Origin of the sequence: Rahnella laticis, from assembly GCF_015644585.1 — a bacterium.
Lineage (GTDB): Bacteria > Pseudomonadota > Gammaproteobacteria > Enterobacterales > Enterobacteriaceae > Rahnella > Rahnella laticis.
The window spans coordinates 32,055-46,979 of sequence record NZ_JADOBI010000005.1; the positions used below are offsets into that span (position 1 = coordinate 32,055).

Consider the following 14,925-nt stretch of genomic DNA (forward strand, 5'->3'; position numbering starts at 1 on the left):
CCTGAAAGGCTCACCTGCGGCAGGTGCTATTTACGTTTCGCAAAGTAGCGACGGCTGCTGGCTGGCACGAAAAGCAGGAGCAGAACCACAATATCGGGGATTTTTTGCACCAGCAGCGCGGTGAGAAACTCGCCCTGTGTTTCGACATCAAAGCGAAAAATGCGCGGCCCGAACCATTCGAAAGACGCCAGCAGCATGTAACCGACGACAATTATCTGGCAGCCAATAAACGCCCGACGCCCCCAGATCCGCGCACGCATCATCGCGTACGCCGCACGGCATTCAATCAGCACAATCAGCAAACTCGCCAGCAGAATAAAACAGTTCAGCCACGACTCTGCGCTGACCTCGATAAAGCTCATCAGCCCTGAAAAACCCATGGCGTCAAACAGCAAAATAAACTCAAGGCAGCGCGTGGCAACAATCGCCGAGGCTGCAATCATGACGGGTACAGGGATAAATGCCAGTTTCATAAATCCGTTTGGGCTCTCCATTTACGTTCAGGGCGGAAAAATCCGCCCTGAAAATTATCTTATATTTAGCTACGCTGCGCGCGCTGGATATCCTTGATCCGCTGTTTCTCAGCTCTGGACATAAACCACCAGGCAATCATGCCGATGATGCCCACCACCAGCAAGATGAGCGTCGCCAGTGCGTTGATTTCCGGGTTAACGCCCATACGCACACTGGCGAAGACCAGCATTGGCAAGGTCGTTGCGCCCGGCCCGGCGACAAAACTGGCGATAACCAGATCGTCGAGCGACAGCGTAAACGCCAGCAGCCAGCCGGAAATCAGCGCGGGCAGGATCATCGGCAGCGTAATGATGAAGAAGACTTTCACCGGCGCCGCGCCTAAATCCATTGCGGCTTCTTCGATGGAACGATCCAGTTCGCGCAATCTCGCCGACACCACCACCGCCACATACGCACTACAAAACGTCACATGCGCCAGCCAGATGGTGAACATGCCGCGCTCAGCAGGCCAGCCAAAAGCGTGCCCCATCGCCACAAACAGCAGCAGCAGCGCCAGACCGGTGATCACATCGGGCATAACCAGCGGTGCGGTCAGCATAAACGCAAAACCCGTCGAGCCACGAAAACGCTGGAATCGCACCATCACGACCGCCGCCAGCGTACCGACAATCACTGCCATGGTGGCGGCTGCGGTAGCAATAGTCAGGCTCATTCCCACCGCGCTAATCATCGCAGAATCGTGGAAAAGCTGAGTATACCAGCGGGTAGACCAGCCCGCCCAGACCGTAACAAGCTTGGAGCTGTTAAACGAATAAATAACCAGCATCAGCATAGGCGCATACAAAAACGTAAAGCCGAGCACGAGAATAAGAATTCGCCACGGCGAACGGACAACCGGCAACTGATTCATTCTTTTTCTCCCAGCTCTTTATTTTGGTATTTCTGGAACCACAGGATCGGCATGATCAGCAGCAACAGCATGACCACCGCCACCGCAGAGGCCACCGGCCAGTCGCGGTTATTGAAGAATTCCTGCCACAACACGCGCCCGATCATGTTGCTGTCCGGGCCTCCGAGCAGTTCAGGGATCACGTATTCGCCGACCGCCGGAATAAATACCAGCATGGAACCGGCGATAATCCCGCCTTTGGTCAGCGGCATAATCACTTTGAAGAAGGTTTTCATCGGCCGCGCACCGAGATCGGACGCCGCTTCCACCAGCGAATAATCCATGCGGGTCAGCGCGGTGTAAATCGGCAGGATCATAAACGGCAGATACGAGTAAACAATCCCGATATACACCGCCAGATTGGTGTGCAAAATCACCAGCGGCTGGTCGATGACATGCAGCCAGAGCAGCACGTTGTTCAGTACGCCGTTGTCTTTGAGGATGCCAATCCAGGCGTAAACGCGGATCAGGAATGACGTCCAAGACGGCAGGATCACCAGCAACAGCAAAATGTTACGCATGGATTTGCTGCTATGCGCCACGGCCCATGCCAGCGGATAACCGATCAGCAGGCACAGAATCGTGGAAATGGCGGCCACTTCCAGCGATTGCAGATAGGCATCAATATAAAGCGGATCCTGCGTGAGCCCGATGTAGTTACCGATATTGAGCGCAATATCGAGCATGCCGTCTGACCAGGTGACCAGATCGGTATACGGCGGAATGGCGCGCGCCATCTCGGCGAAACTGATTTTAAATACAATCAGGAACGGCAGTAAAAAGAGCAGCAGGAACCACACCAGCGGCAATAAAATCACCAGCTTGCGGCCATGACGTTGTTGCAGGCGGCCGATCACGGCTTTGAATCCGCCCGGAGGTTTCGCGGCGGTCACTTCAGAAATCACAGACATCATCGCCCCCTTAAACTGTCAGCACGACGCAGCTGTCGGCTTGCCAGCACAGACGCACTTCGTCGCCCCAGGTCGGCATACCTTTGCGGAAACGGTGGCCGTTTTGCAATTGCGCCGTAATCATCTGGCCGCTGTGCAGTTTGACGTGGTAAATCGACAGGTCGCCCAGATACGCAATGTTCACGACTTCGCCCACTGCAAAGTTGCAGCCGTCTTCCGGCACCTCTTCGCAGAGCATGATTTTTTCCGGACGCAGCGCAACAAACACCGGTACGCCGTCCACCACCGAGACATCCGGATCCACTTTCAGCGGATGCAAAAGCCCCGGCGACGTCAGCACTAACGCATCATCCAGACGTTCTTTCAGCACGCCTTCAAACACGTTCACCGAACCGATAAATTCGGCGCTGAAACGACTGGTCGGGTGCTCGTAGATTTCTTCCGGTTCACCGATTTGCACAAACTTGCCGCGGTTCATGATGGCAATACGCCCTGCCATGGTCATGGCTTCTTCCTGATCGTGCGTCACCATCACGCAGGTCGCGCCGACGCGCTCAAGAATATCGACCACTTCGAGTTGCATACGGTCACGCAGTTTTTTATCCAGCGCGCCCATCGGTTCGTCGAGCAGCAATAACTTTGGCCGTTTCGCCAGACTGCGGGCTAACGCCACGCGCTGACGCTGACCGCCGGAAAGCTGATGCGGTTTACGTTTAGCGAATTCCTGCATGTGGACCAGCGTCAGCATTTCTGCCACGCGGCTTTTGATTTCCGCCGACGGCAATTTGTCCTGCTTAAGCCCGAACGCGATGTTTTGTTCAACCGTCATGTGCGGGAACAACGCGTAGGACTGGAACATCATGTTGATCGGACGCTGATACGGCGGCACCTGCGAGAGGTCCACGCCATCGAGCACAATCTGCCCCTGCGTGGGCTGCTCAAAACCGGCGAGCATACGCAACAGAGTCGATTTCCCACAACCGGACGCGCCGAGCAGTGCGAAAATCTCCCCTTTATAGATGGTCAGGCTGACATCATCCACGGCGGCCTGGCCGTCAAAAGACTTGGTTAAATTGCGGATCTCCAGCAAAGGCGTGAAACCTTTCTGGGACTTAGGCTGAGGGCGTGGAATGGCGTCGTTCACTCAGAGGAATCTCCGGTATCAAAATGAAGCAGTATCAAATAAGCATAACAGTCAGGGGGAAAAGTGCCTGATTTCTATGCCCAAAAGCGGCCCGGAACAAAATGCCAGCGGCCCCGCAGTGATTGTGCGGAGCCGCTGTAGTCTTCCTGACCTTTTCTAAAACGGGTACTACTTGCCGGTTTTGACTTTCGTCCACGAGCGTGTAATTACGCGGTCAATCTTCGGATCCTGAACTTTCAGGCTGAAGAGTTTGGCCTGCACATCGGCTGGTGGATAAATGCCCGGGTTGTTACGCACATCTTCATTCACCAGTGGCGTAGCCGCTTTGTTGCCGCTCGCGTAGTAAACGGTGTTACTGATTTGCGCGATCACTTTCGGTTCCATCAGGTAGTTGAGGAACTGGTACGCTTCGTCGAGGTTTTTAGCATCCGCCGGAATCGCGAAGACGTCGAAGAATGCCAGCGCGCCCTCTTTCGGAATGCTGTACGCCACGTTCACGCCGTTTTTCGCTTCTTTCGCGCGGTTAGACGCCTGCATCACATCGCCCGCCCAGCCAATCGCCACACAAATGTCGCCATTAGCCAGATCATTGATGTACTGGGAAGAGTGAAAATAACGAATGTTCGGACGCAGTTTCAGCAGCAGATCGTTCGCGGCACCGGTGTAATCCGACGCTTTGGTGCTGTTGGCATCGAGATGGAGATAATTCAGCACGGTGGCGTAAATTTCAGCCGGTGCGTCGAGGAATGAAACGCCGCAGCTTTTCAGTTTCTCTAAGTTTTCAGGTTTGAGCACCAGATCCCAGCTGTCTACCGGCGCGTCTTTACCCAGCACGGCTTTCACTTTATCGACGTTATAGCCGATGCCCGTGGTCGCCCACAGATAAGGGATCGCGTATTTGTTGCCCGGATCATGCTGCGCCACCATTTTGAGCAAATCAGGATCGAGGTTTTTGTAGTTTGGCAGTTTGCTCTTATCCAGCGGCTGGAATACGCCTGCGGACAGCTGGCGCTCGAGGAAGCTGGCCGACGGCACAACCAGATCGAAACCGGTGCTCCCTGCCATCAGTTTGCCTTCCAGCACTTCGTTGGAGTCAAACACGTCGTAAACCACTTTGATGCCGGTTTCTTTCTGGAAATCAGGCACGGTGTTTGGCGCGATATAATCGGACCAGTTATAGATATGCAGCGTTTTCTCTTCCGCAGACGCTGTGACGGACGCGGCCATAACCAGACCGGCGACAACACCCGATAACCACTTTTTACGCAGGGTGAACATCCGTTACTACCTCCAAGACAGGGGAATATAAATTGAATTTGTATCACTCAGACTGATACAAAACCTTTCACACAATGCCAACGTTCACCCATCACACTTGCATAGGCATTCAACGCTGACGCATACGCTGCCTGCGAATTAACCGTTTGGTTTTACGACGTAATCACGCGTGGTGCAGAGTCAGAAGCATAGCGCCTGCAACCCCCGTGTACCAGCCTCCTGAGACAAAACCGGCGTTTATCGATTATTTATGCAGATTTGGTCTATACCGTCTGGCATTTTGGCTTTTAACAAAGTGAAATATCTGGCAACACCGACACAAACGCAGCATAACTTATGGCGAAAGCGAATAAAGGCAGCGGAGCCGCAATAAACACGGCTCGCAGGAAAGGATCTTCAGAGGGAGAGAAATAACTAACGGGCTTTAGTGCAACAAAGGCAGGTTCACGGAAACGGCCGGCGTGCCTTCTTCCTCATCGCCAAGGAACAGTAAATCGTTGGCGTGGGCTTCAAGAATAATCATCGACATCTGCTCTTCCGCCTGTTGCAGGAAGAAAGCGAATTGCTCTTCGGTCACGCCCACGGCAATCGTCAGCGACTGACAAACAATCAGTTTCGGCAAATTGTCATCCTGAATATCGACAAACGCTTTGATAGTCAGCGAGCTGGCGTTAATCGAGCTTAAATCAGCGACCAGCGGGATCAGCGCCGTGGGTTTCACTTCGGCCAGCGCGGAGAACAAAATCACGTTATCCACGATATCGAGTTTGGCATCAAAAATGCCATCAAAATTCTGCATATGCGGCAAATGGAGAGCCTGACAGGAATCACACTCGAAAAAAGAAATGCCCAGCTGATCCAGCCAGCGCCGCAGCAGCGCCAAATCAGGGACGATGAGCGAATCCATAGAATGCCTCACAAGTTCAAAACAACGAGAATAACCACGCCTTCGCAACACCCGCAGCGTTACGAAGGGGGTCATAGCTTACGGAATATTACCGGTCAGCGCTACGACCAAAGGCCTTTTGATGCACATTAGCGCCGGTAATTAAGATTTAGCCGCCGGATTTGAGCCTGAATCCCGGCTTCGCCCGCTGTTCGATGTAATCAATCATCATGCCCGCAATATCCAGGCCGGTTGTGGTTTCGATGCCTTCCAGCCCCGGTGACGCGTTAACTTCCATCACCAGCGGCCCACGGTGCGCCCGCAAAATATCAACACCGGCAACGTCGAGCCCGAGCGTCAGCGCCGCTTTCACCGCAATTTCTTTCTCTTCCGGCGTGATTTTGACGTTGGTCGCGGTTCCGCCGCGATGAAGATTGGAGCGGAAATCGCCCGGTTTGGCCTGACGTTCAATCGCCGCCACCACGCGTTTACCCACCACCAGACAGCGGATGTCGCGCCCTTCGGCTTCGCGGATATATTCCTGAACCAGAATGTGCGCATTCAGCCCGCGGAAGGCGTCAATCACACTTTCCGCCGCCTGACGGGTTTCAGCCAGCACCACACCGATGCCCTGCGTGCCTTCGACCAGCTTGACCACCAGCGGCGCACCGCCGACCAGCGCGATGAGATCTGAGGTGTCGTCCGGCGCATTAGCAAAACCGGTGATCGGCAAATCAATACCTTCGCGCGCCAGAATCTGCATCGAACGCAACTTATCGCGCGCACGGGTAATCGCCACAGATTCATTGAGAGGAAAACTCCCGAGCATCTCAAACTGGCGCAATACCGCGGTGCCGTAGAACGTAATGGCTGAGCCAATGCGCGGGATCACCGCCTGGTATTTATCCAGCTGACGCCCGCGATAATGCACACTCGGCGCGGCCGGATTGATGTTCATATAGCAGGAGAGCGGATCGATGATGTCGATCTCATGCCCCCGGGCCTCTGCGGCTTCACGCAGCCGTTTACACGAATACAAAGACCCGTCACGGGAAAGAATTGCAATCTTCATCCGACACTCCATCGCCGATTAGCGTGTTGCCCAGCCTTGCTTATGTAATGCGTCCAGCATAAACGGACGCTGTTCCTTTTTCAGGGTACGGATAATCAGTGCGCTCCAGGTATCGCGGCGGGCATTGCTGTCGCGTTGCAAATAATACGCGCTGAGTTCTTCGTCATATTGCGCCAGAAGTTCTTTATCCAGCGGCTGATAGCTGTTTTCGTGAACCAGCATGGACTGCGGCATACGCGGCTTGACCTGATGATCCTGCGCGGGCGTGCCGATACAAAAACCGAACAGCGGCATTACGAATTTCGGTAATTTCAGCAGCGCGACAACGTCTTCCACCTGATTACGGATCCCGCCGATAAACACGCCCCCCAACCCGAGTGATTCGGCGGCGGTCATGGCGTTTTGCGCCATCAGCGCGGTATCCACGCAGCCGAGCAGTAATTGCTCCGCCAGCCCCAGTTCGGCCTCGGGGTTAATCTGCAGGTTGCGGTTGAAATCGGCACAAAAGACCCAAAATTCAGCGGCACTGGCCACGTATTGCTGCCCGCCGGTGTACTGCACCAACGTTTCGCGCAGCGCCGGATCGGTAACGCGGATAATCGATGAACACTGCAAAAAGCTGGAAGTCGAGGCAGATTGCGCGGCAGCAATGATCGCCTCACGCTGTTCATCGGATACCGGCTGGCCGGTAAAAGAACGGATAGAACGGTGTGAGCGCAGAAGATCGATAGTCGGCGTCATTAAAAAAATTCCTGAACGGATGAAAAAGCGAAAACAGATGCTGCAATCATTCATGCTGTGCGCCCTGTTTGCAAGGCTTGTGACATCAAATGCTGTAACAATGTGCGGAGCCCAAAAAGCCCTGATTCATCATTTGGATAGGCAGAAGATATCAGACCGACAGGTAATTCCTGCTTTTTTTTGTGGCTTGCAACAGGCATAGTATCGACATCAAAAAGGTGACGTGCATAACAAGAATAGTCACTCCCTTTTCATTTATCTCGCTGGTATTAACAAAGGAGTCTCCATGTTTGCAGTAATTTTCGGGCGTCCTGGCTGTCCTTATTGTGTACGTGCTAAAGAGTTGGCTGAAAAACTGACTGAAGAACGTGATGATTTCAATTTCCGCTACATCGATATCCACGCGGAAGGCATCACCAAAGCTGACCTGGAAAAAACAGTGGGTAAACCTGTTGAAACCGTTCCACAGATTTTCCTCGATCAGAAACACATTGGCGGCTGCACTGATTTTGAAGCCTATGCCAAAGAACATCTGGCTCTGTTCAGCAACTAAGTGGTTCTGAACTCAGCAAAAAGGCGCTCAATGAGCGCCTTTTTTTATGGCATCGGAAAATGTTTACCGGTGCTGTCTGAACTGTTTATACGCGGTAAAGAGCAGCTGAATCAGCATCGCGCCCAGCACACACCAGAAAATTGCGCTGGTTGCGTAAGCCACTTCCTGCACCAGCGGACGCACGCGCGGATAAAACATCATACGCAGCGCGGTACAAACCGGCACAGAAATCAGCGCGCCAACGAATGATGAAAATATCGGCGAATCGCGATATATCAGCCCGGTCAGCAAACCCGGCAATAAAAATAATAACAGACCATATTCCGGACCAGGTGTTATATCTCTAACAACTATCCAGCTATTTTTTAACGAAATAAAAGTAACTACAAATATAATGCAACAAAATAGCGGGGCTATTAACTTTCGCCAAAATGCCATCTGACTTCCTCCTTAAAGTTGGCGAGATTCACAGGCCGTCTGCACTGCACGCAATGCGTTCATTTTTACCTGACAGAGCCTTGCCGGCTCACTTCCCTGACGCGTTCCGCAATCCCGCGAAACACAAAAAAAGCGTTCAGTTGATTTATACGGGCTTTTCTCTGGCTGAAGAGACGTTCTATGACTAAAATGACGCCCGAAACCTGCTTTTCTAATTCACGATTTGAGAAACCAAAGGTGTTTAAAAAAGTAGGAATTTTCTGGATCTGAATTTATCCTTTACATTCTCCTATATCAAGAATTTGTTGGTAAACAATAAGTTATCCTTGTGAATATAAACGTCGCTAGTTTGTTAAACGGGAATTACATCCTGTTATTATTTGTGGTTTTAGCACTGGGCTTGTGCCTGGGGAAAATTCGCCTGGGCTCCGTTCAGCTCGGAAATTCTATTGGCGTATTAGTGGTTTCCCTGCTTTTAGGCCAGCAACATTTCAGCATTAATACGGAAGCGCTCAACCTCGGTTTTATGCTGTTTATTTTTTGCGTGGGCGTCGAAGCCGGACCCAACTTTTTTTCAATTTTCTTCCGGGATGGCAAAAATTATCTGATGCTGGCGCTGGTGATGGTCGGCAGCGCGATGCTCCTTGCGCTCGGTCTTGGCAAGGCATTCGGCTGGGATATCGGTCTCACCGCCGGTATGCTCGCCGGCTCCATGACCTCCACGCCGGTTCTGGTGGGTGCAGGAGACACGCTGCGCAATACCCTCGCGGGCAGTAATACGCTCAGCCCCGCGCTGGATAATCTGAGCCTCGGCTACGCGCTGACGTATCTTATCGGGCTGGTCAGCCTGATTTTCGGCGCACGCTATTTGCCAAAACTGCAACATCAGGATCTGCCAACCAGTGCGCAGCAAATCGCCCGTGAACGTGGTCTGGACACAGACAGTAAGCGAAAAGTTTATCTTCCGGTGATCCGCGCCTACCGCGTCGGGCAGGAACTGGTCGCCTGGGCTGATGGCAAAAACCTCCGTGAACTGGGCATTTACCGCCAGACAGGTTGTTATATCGAACGTATCCGTCGCAATGGAATTCTCGCGACGCCGGATGGCGACGCGGTGTTGCAGGTCGGCGATGAAATTTCGCTGGTCGGCTATCCGGACGCACATTCACGCCTTGATCCGAGTTTCCGTAACGGGAAAGAAGTTTTCGACCGTGACCTGCTTGATATGCGTATCGTGACGGAAGAAGTGGTGGTGAAAAACAATCACGCCGTCGGCAAACGTCTGAGCCAGCTTAACCTGACCGATCAGGGTTGTTTCCTTAACCGTGTGATCCGCAGCCAGATTGAAATGCCTATCGACGACAGCATTGTGCTTAACAAAGGCGATGTGTTGCAGGTTAGCGGCGACGCGCGTCGTGTGAAAAGCGTGGCAGAGCGCATCGGCTTTATCTCCGTTCACAGCCAGCTCACCGATTTACTCGCCTTCTGCGCCTTCTTCATCGTCGGACTGATGATCGGTCTTATCACCTTCCAGTTCAAAAGCTTCAGCTTCGGGATTGGTAACGCCGCGGGGCTGCTGTTCGCCGGTATCATGCTCGGCTTCCTGCGCGCCAACCACCCTACTTTCGGCTACATTCCTCAGGGTGCGCTGAACATGGTCAAAGAGTTCGGGTTGATGGTGTTTATGGCAGGCGTCGGCCTCAGCGCCGGTGCGGGGATCAACAACGGGCTTGGCGCCGTCGGTGGACAAATGTTGCTGTCCGGCCTGATTGTCAGCCTGGTACCTGTGGTGATTTGCTTCATCTTCGGCGCCTACGTTCTGCGGATGAACCGGGCACTCCTGTTTGGCGCCATCATGGGCGCACGAACCTGTGCACCGGCGATGGAAATCATCAGCGACACCGCCCGCAGCAACATTCCGGCACTGGGTTATGCAGGAACCTACGCCATTGCTAACGTATTACTGACACTCGCGGGGACGCTGATCGTCATCATCTGGCCGGGTGCGTGACGTAAGTTGTTGATCACAAATGTGGCAAAAAAAAATCAATAATTTTTTTATATTTTTGCCACATTGCGCGAACTTTTAAAGTGGAGCGAAGTCTTAATTAGTGCCACTGCTTTTCTTTGAAGTCCCCAAATTTGGAGAGCCCGTCAATCCCGCCTTTTTAGGTTCAAGATTGCCGGGTTTTTTCTTTTCTGGTTGCTGAACACCTTTTCAAATCAGCACTCTATCGCCTGCCGCACTTACCGCCACACAAACTTAATCTTGAGCTAACGTATAAAATCCGAGAGTTCTTCTTTTATCTCAACTAAATATGCAGGGAAATTCTCATTTGTGACGGGCAATACACGCATGACTCTTGGCCGGTTCCATAAGTCCAGATTGTTTTCGACGCATTTGCGGATATGGTCAGGATTATTAAATTCTGGAGTGTTGTGCTCAGTATGTGAAATCGTAGACATCTTTTCAGAAATCCGCTGGTCAGTCATAACCCACGAGAAATGCCATCCTCCGTTGTCCAGTGTCTTGGTTCTGTACTTGAGCCAGTTCCAGCGTAGCCAGTTATCACGAATGGGTGTTCCACGCCGTTTGGCGTTCCTCAGTAAATCGGGCTGACTCCTGAAGAATCCCCTGAGCGTCCTAAACTGAACCATTCTAGGGAGTTTACATTTACGCGGGGAGCCATCGTCATTCATTACCTGAATGTTGAATTTATAATTGTAGAAATTCTGATGTACCGCAGTGCAAATGTGCCCATGACTGAATTGGGCAATGCATTCAGGTTTAATAATTTCATCAACGTCGGAAACAATAATAACGTCGTCGTCTTGTGCATGCTTCAAACCAAGCATAATCGCATTACGGGCAACGGTTTCGTTCTCCCAAGGGTCTGATTCGCCGGGTTTGACAATAGAGCTGTTCGATTTGAATTCATGAGCATGAACACGGGGGATTTCCTCGTTAACGATATAGATAATCTTGTCTTTAAACTTTTCGAACTTACTGATATCGAAATGGAGGTTTTCCCTTTTCTTCCCCGCAAAGGTATATCGTGACTCCACGATAACGAACCGGTCAACGTGGTTGCAAAGCGTATTCAGGCGTATATCGAGAAGAATATCTTCATCATAGAACAAAAAGCAGTCGTAAATCATTAGCCGACATCCCGTCAGAAAATCGTAAAAAATGAAATATTTAGACCAGAATAATATCAAAATCCTTTCAAACCCTTTATTGAAATTTTTTTAATCATCGAATTTCAAAATGCAGATCACTAAAAATCAAATTTAAGACCGAAGATTATTCAGAAGAAACCAGACCAAAATTGGCGAATGTGCTGAGTCTTCAAATCCCCCATTGACACCCTCACCGCCCAAGTGGTTGTATAGCACAACCAAATCTCAAAAGCCTTTTCTCATGACTGATAACGCACTTCTTATAGAAAACATCCGTACCGCTTCACGGCTGATGGTTCGTGAACTGGGGTTTATGAACCCGACGCTTGCCGCTACGGAATATTCCGCGTCTGCGGTGCATACGTTGCTTGAAGCTGAAAGGCTGGGCGCGGTGACGGCGGCGCAGCTAGTGAATGAACTCGGGCTGGAGAAGTCGAGCGTGAGCCGGATGCTCGGCAAACTTATCAAGGCCGGTGAACTCACCGAGGTAGTTTCTGTGGATGACGCGCGGGTGAAGCACCTTCAGCTTACCGAACAGGGTAAAGCCAGCGTCGTAAAGATTAATGCGTATGGCAAAATGCGCGTCGCAGATGCGCTGGTCAGGCTTGATTCTGCAAAACAGGAAGCCATCGCTGAAGGGATTTCTGCCTACGCCTTCGCGCTGAAATCATGCCGTGACGGTTCACAGGCTAATCCGCAAAATCCTGTGATCATCAGCTCCGGTTATCAGCCGGGCATGATCGGGCGGATTTCTGAAATGCACGCCCGTTTCTATTCACGTCATGCCAACTTTGGCAGTTTTTTTGAAAGCAAAGTGGCGGCGGGTTTAGCGGAATTCACCGGTCGCCTCGGTCATGAAAACAACCGAATCTGGCTCGCGGTTCAGAACGGAAAAATAGTCGGTTCTGTCGCCATCGACGGGCAGGATTTAGGCAATAACGAAGCACATTTGCGCTGGTTTATTCTTGATGATGGCTGCCGGGGAGGCGGTATTGGCAGAAAACTGCTCAGTGAAGCGGTAAATTTCTGCGATCAGCAAAAATTCTCAGCCACTCAGCTCTGGACTTTCAGCGGGCTGGATGCCGCGCGCCGTTTGTATGAATCGTCCGGTTTTACCCTGACGAAAGAATGGGATGGCGACCAGTGGGGAAGCCGCGTTACGGAACAGCAGTTTACCCGCATCGCAGGCTGAAGCAGTGTCACGCCGCCGCAGTGATTTTCGGTGGCGTGACACTGGCGTTACCCGTTTCGCTAATTCTCAATCACCCGCAACAACGTTCCGTCGATATCAATCAGCGCACCCATTTTTAATCCCCACGGCTGCATTTCAGGCAGATGGATGCATGGTCTCGTTTTCCTGTCCTGCCCTACTCCGGCGGCAATAAATTCATCAAAAATGGCACCGGCATCATCCACCCGCAGGCAGCAGCTGAACCAGCTGGTGAGCGGGTCGAGATCGACGTGCAGGAAGAATTCCAGCGTAATACCGCCACGGCTCATGATGAGCCAGCTGTCGTCGATATAGCCGGTAGTAAAGCCTATGCTGCTGTAAAAGCGTTGAGTCTCTGCGAAATCCCGGGCGGGAAGATTGGGTGTGGCGTGATCAGTCATTGGCGGCTCTCAGTCGTCGGATACGAACTTCACGTGCCGGAATCATGCCTGAACGTAAACACAGGGGAAAGTGCGGGGAATAAGATTTTGTGAGAAAGGTCATCTCCCGCCTTGCAGCGGGAGATTCAGACACGAGAGACGCAGATGCCCATAACTTTCAGGGCTGCGTCGGTTTATCAGAACTGATAAACCAGGCCTACGGCCACAACGTCGTCGGTATTGATGCCAGCATCGCGGGTCAGGCGGGTGTCATCCATCAGGTTAATTTTGTAATCCACGTAGGTCAGCATGTTTTTGTTGAAGAAATAAGACGCGCCAACATCAACATATTTGGTCAGATTCTGGTTGCTGTAACCCGGGATATTACGCGCGTGAGACTGCACGTAGGCAACCGACGGACGCAGACCGAAGTCGAACTGGTACTGTGCCACGGCTTCGAAGTTTTGCGCTTTGTCGGCGTAACCGTAAGCGGTGCTGCCTGCTTTACCGAAGCGGTTTGCGTTGTAGCTTTGGGTGTACATCGCCGCCAGGTAGATATTGTTGGCATCGTATTTCAGGCCGCCGCTGTACGCGGTCGCTTTATCGCCGTTACCAATGATTGCCGGGTTGTTGCGGCCGTTCTGCTCGTTGGTACGGTCAGAAGCCATCATTGCAGCTGCTGCGCTGAAACCTTCGCCCAGGTCATAAGACAGGGACATGCCGTAACCGTCACCGTTCTGAGCTAATACGTCACGACCGTTGTTAGATTCGGTAGCGCTGCCGTTTTTGCCCTGATACTGAACCGCGACATCCAGACCTTCGACTGCGCCGAAGAAATCTTTGTTACGGTAAGTCAACACGCCGTTTGCACGCTGGAACATGAAGTTGTCTGCGCCGTAAGTGTCGCCGCCGAATTCTGGCAGAACGTCGGTCCAGGCTGCGACGTCATACATCACGCCGTAGTTGCGGCCGTAGTCCAGTGAACCCCACTGGCCAAATTTCAGACCTGCAAAACCTACACGGGTGAAGTTGTTATTATCAGCGCTTTCAGCAGAGTTCAGGGCTGCCTGATATTCCCACTCGCCGTAACCGGTCAGTTCGTTATTAATCTGTGTTTCGCCACGGAAACCCAGACGCATATAAGACTGGTCGCCATCGGTGCTGTTATCTTTGGAGAAATAATGCAGACCGTCCACTTTACCGAACAGGTCGAGTTTGTTGCCGTCTTTATTATAGATTTCAGCAGCGCCGGCAGTGCCAGCCATCATCAGAGCGGGAATGACCAGAGAAAGTACGCGTAATTTCATCATCAATATCCTTGATTATTTATAAGCCGTCTAAAATGCCATCCGGCAAGTGTTATTATCCGGTTACCGTGAAGTTATATTTTCCCTTCTTAAGGCCCGGAATTGACGTGCGTAAAATTAAACGATGAGAACTTTGGTTGCAACCTGTAAATATTTGAAATAAGTTTCGTTTGGAAATCGTTTATATAAAAGCCATACAATATATTGATGCATATTCTTTTAAAAACAATGAATTATGCGACAGTAATAGCGAAGTAAAATTATAGTAAATTACAGAAACTATTCAGCATCGTAGTGAAAATATTCTGATCCGGCGATGTGCGTGTGCAAATTTGCTCGTCAGATTAAAGATATTCTGTGTAAGGTTTTGTATATTCCCGCGAAACAATTCACTTTCAGGTT

15 protein-coding genes are annotated in these 14,925 nt (G+C 51.5%); 3 read left to right on the forward strand and 12 right to left on the reverse strand.

Annotated elements, in window-relative coordinates:
• Positions 1-26: 26 nt before the first annotated feature.
• From IV433_RS12065 to nfsA, 8 genes are all read right to left on the reverse strand, one after another.
• Entirely contained in the window at positions 27-473 is a 447-nt protein-coding gene (locus IV433_RS12065) for a YbjO family protein (RefSeq protein ID WP_195814644.1), read from the reverse strand.
• Positions 474-538: 65 nt separating this feature from the next.
• Positions 539-1,384, reverse strand: coding sequence for a putrescine ABC transporter permease PotI (potI, locus tag IV433_RS12070; RefSeq protein WP_152326960.1), 846 nt, complete (start codon positions 1,382-1,384; stop codon positions 539-541).
• Positions 1,381-2,334 carry a putrescine ABC transporter permease PotH gene (gene potH, locus IV433_RS12075; RefSeq protein ID WP_195814643.1) on the reverse strand — a complete coding sequence of 318 codons (954 nt, stop codon included), beginning with the start codon at positions 2,332-2,334 and terminating at the stop codon, positions 1,381-1,383. The genes potI and potH overlap by 4 nt, the downstream gene beginning before the upstream one ends.
• A gap of 10 nt (positions 2,335-2,344) precedes the next feature.
• On the reverse strand, positions 2,345-3,478 hold the full coding sequence (gene potG / locus IV433_RS12080) for a putrescine ABC transporter ATP-binding subunit PotG (protein WP_195814642.1): 1,134 nt from the start codon (positions 3,476-3,478) through the stop codon (positions 2,345-2,347).
• Positions 3,479-3,646: 168 nt separating this feature from the next.
• A complete protein-coding gene (potF, locus tag IV433_RS12085) occupies positions 3,647-4,756 on the reverse strand; it encodes a spermidine/putrescine ABC transporter substrate-binding protein PotF (RefSeq protein ID WP_195814641.1) in 1,110 nt (369 codons plus the stop codon).
• A gap of 424 nt (positions 4,757-5,180) precedes the next feature.
• A complete protein-coding gene (locus IV433_RS12090; RefSeq protein ID WP_195814640.1) occupies positions 5,181-5,663 on the reverse strand; it encodes a type III secretion system chaperone family protein in 483 nt (160 codons plus the stop codon).
• Positions 5,664-5,811: 148 nt separating this feature from the next.
• Positions 5,812-6,714, reverse strand: coding sequence for a 30S ribosomal protein S6--L-glutamate ligase (rimK, locus tag IV433_RS12095; protein WP_165057894.1), 903 nt, complete (start codon positions 6,712-6,714; stop codon positions 5,812-5,814).
• An 18-nt stretch (positions 6,715-6,732) separates the two neighbouring features.
• On the reverse strand, positions 6,733-7,455 hold the full coding sequence (gene nfsA, locus IV433_RS12100; protein WP_165057895.1) for an oxygen-insensitive NADPH nitroreductase: 723 nt from the start codon (positions 7,453-7,455) through the stop codon (positions 6,733-6,735).
• 286 nt (positions 7,456-7,741) lie between these two features.
• On the opposite strand from nfsA, the gene IV433_RS12105 reads away from it, so the two are divergent.
• The gene (locus tag IV433_RS12105) at positions 7,742-8,008 is read left to right on the forward strand and encodes a GrxA family glutaredoxin (RefSeq protein ID WP_013575818.1); all 267 of its coding nucleotides are present in this window, start codon (positions 7,742-7,744) and stop codon (positions 8,006-8,008) included.
• Positions 8,009-8,071: 63 nt separating this feature from the next.
• Here IV433_RS12105 and ybjM read toward each other — a convergent pair whose 3' ends face one another.
• Complete coding sequence (gene ybjM / locus IV433_RS12110) at positions 8,072-8,446, reverse strand: inner membrane protein YbjM (protein WP_195814639.1); 375 nt, start codon at positions 8,444-8,446, stop codon at positions 8,072-8,074.
• A gap of 328 nt (positions 8,447-8,774) precedes the next feature.
• Between ybjM and IV433_RS12115 the strand changes: the two genes are divergently transcribed.
• Positions 8,775-10,457: an aspartate:alanine antiporter gene (locus IV433_RS12115; protein ID WP_152326953.1), complete on the forward strand. Its 1,683-nt coding sequence runs from the start codon at positions 8,775-8,777 to the stop codon at positions 10,455-10,457.
• Positions 10,458-10,720: 263 nt separating this feature from the next.
• Here IV433_RS12115 and IV433_RS12120 read toward each other — a convergent pair whose 3' ends face one another.
• On the reverse strand, positions 10,721-11,605 hold the full coding sequence (locus IV433_RS12120; RefSeq protein WP_195814638.1) for a glycosyltransferase family 17 protein: 885 nt from the start codon (positions 11,603-11,605) through the stop codon (positions 10,721-10,723).
• Between the two features lie 262 nt (positions 11,606-11,867).
• Here IV433_RS12120 and IV433_RS12125 point away from each other — a divergent pair, with 262 nt between their 5' ends.
• Positions 11,868-12,818: a bifunctional helix-turn-helix transcriptional regulator/GNAT family N-acetyltransferase gene (locus IV433_RS12125; protein ID WP_195814637.1), complete on the forward strand. Its 951-nt coding sequence runs from the start codon at positions 11,868-11,870 to the stop codon at positions 12,816-12,818.
• 59 nt (positions 12,819-12,877) lie between these two features.
• Here the strand turns inward: IV433_RS12125 and IV433_RS12130 are convergent, their stop codons facing one another.
• Positions 12,878-13,237, reverse strand: a complete 360-nt coding sequence (locus IV433_RS12130) for a bleomycin resistance protein (protein WP_195814636.1) — start codon at positions 13,235-13,237, stop codon at positions 12,878-12,880.
• A gap of 176 nt (positions 13,238-13,413) precedes the next feature.
• Complete coding sequence (ompC, locus tag IV433_RS12135) at positions 13,414-14,523, reverse strand: porin OmpC (protein WP_152327190.1); 1,110 nt, start codon at positions 14,521-14,523, stop codon at positions 13,414-13,416.
• Positions 14,524-14,925 lie beyond the last annotated feature (402 nt).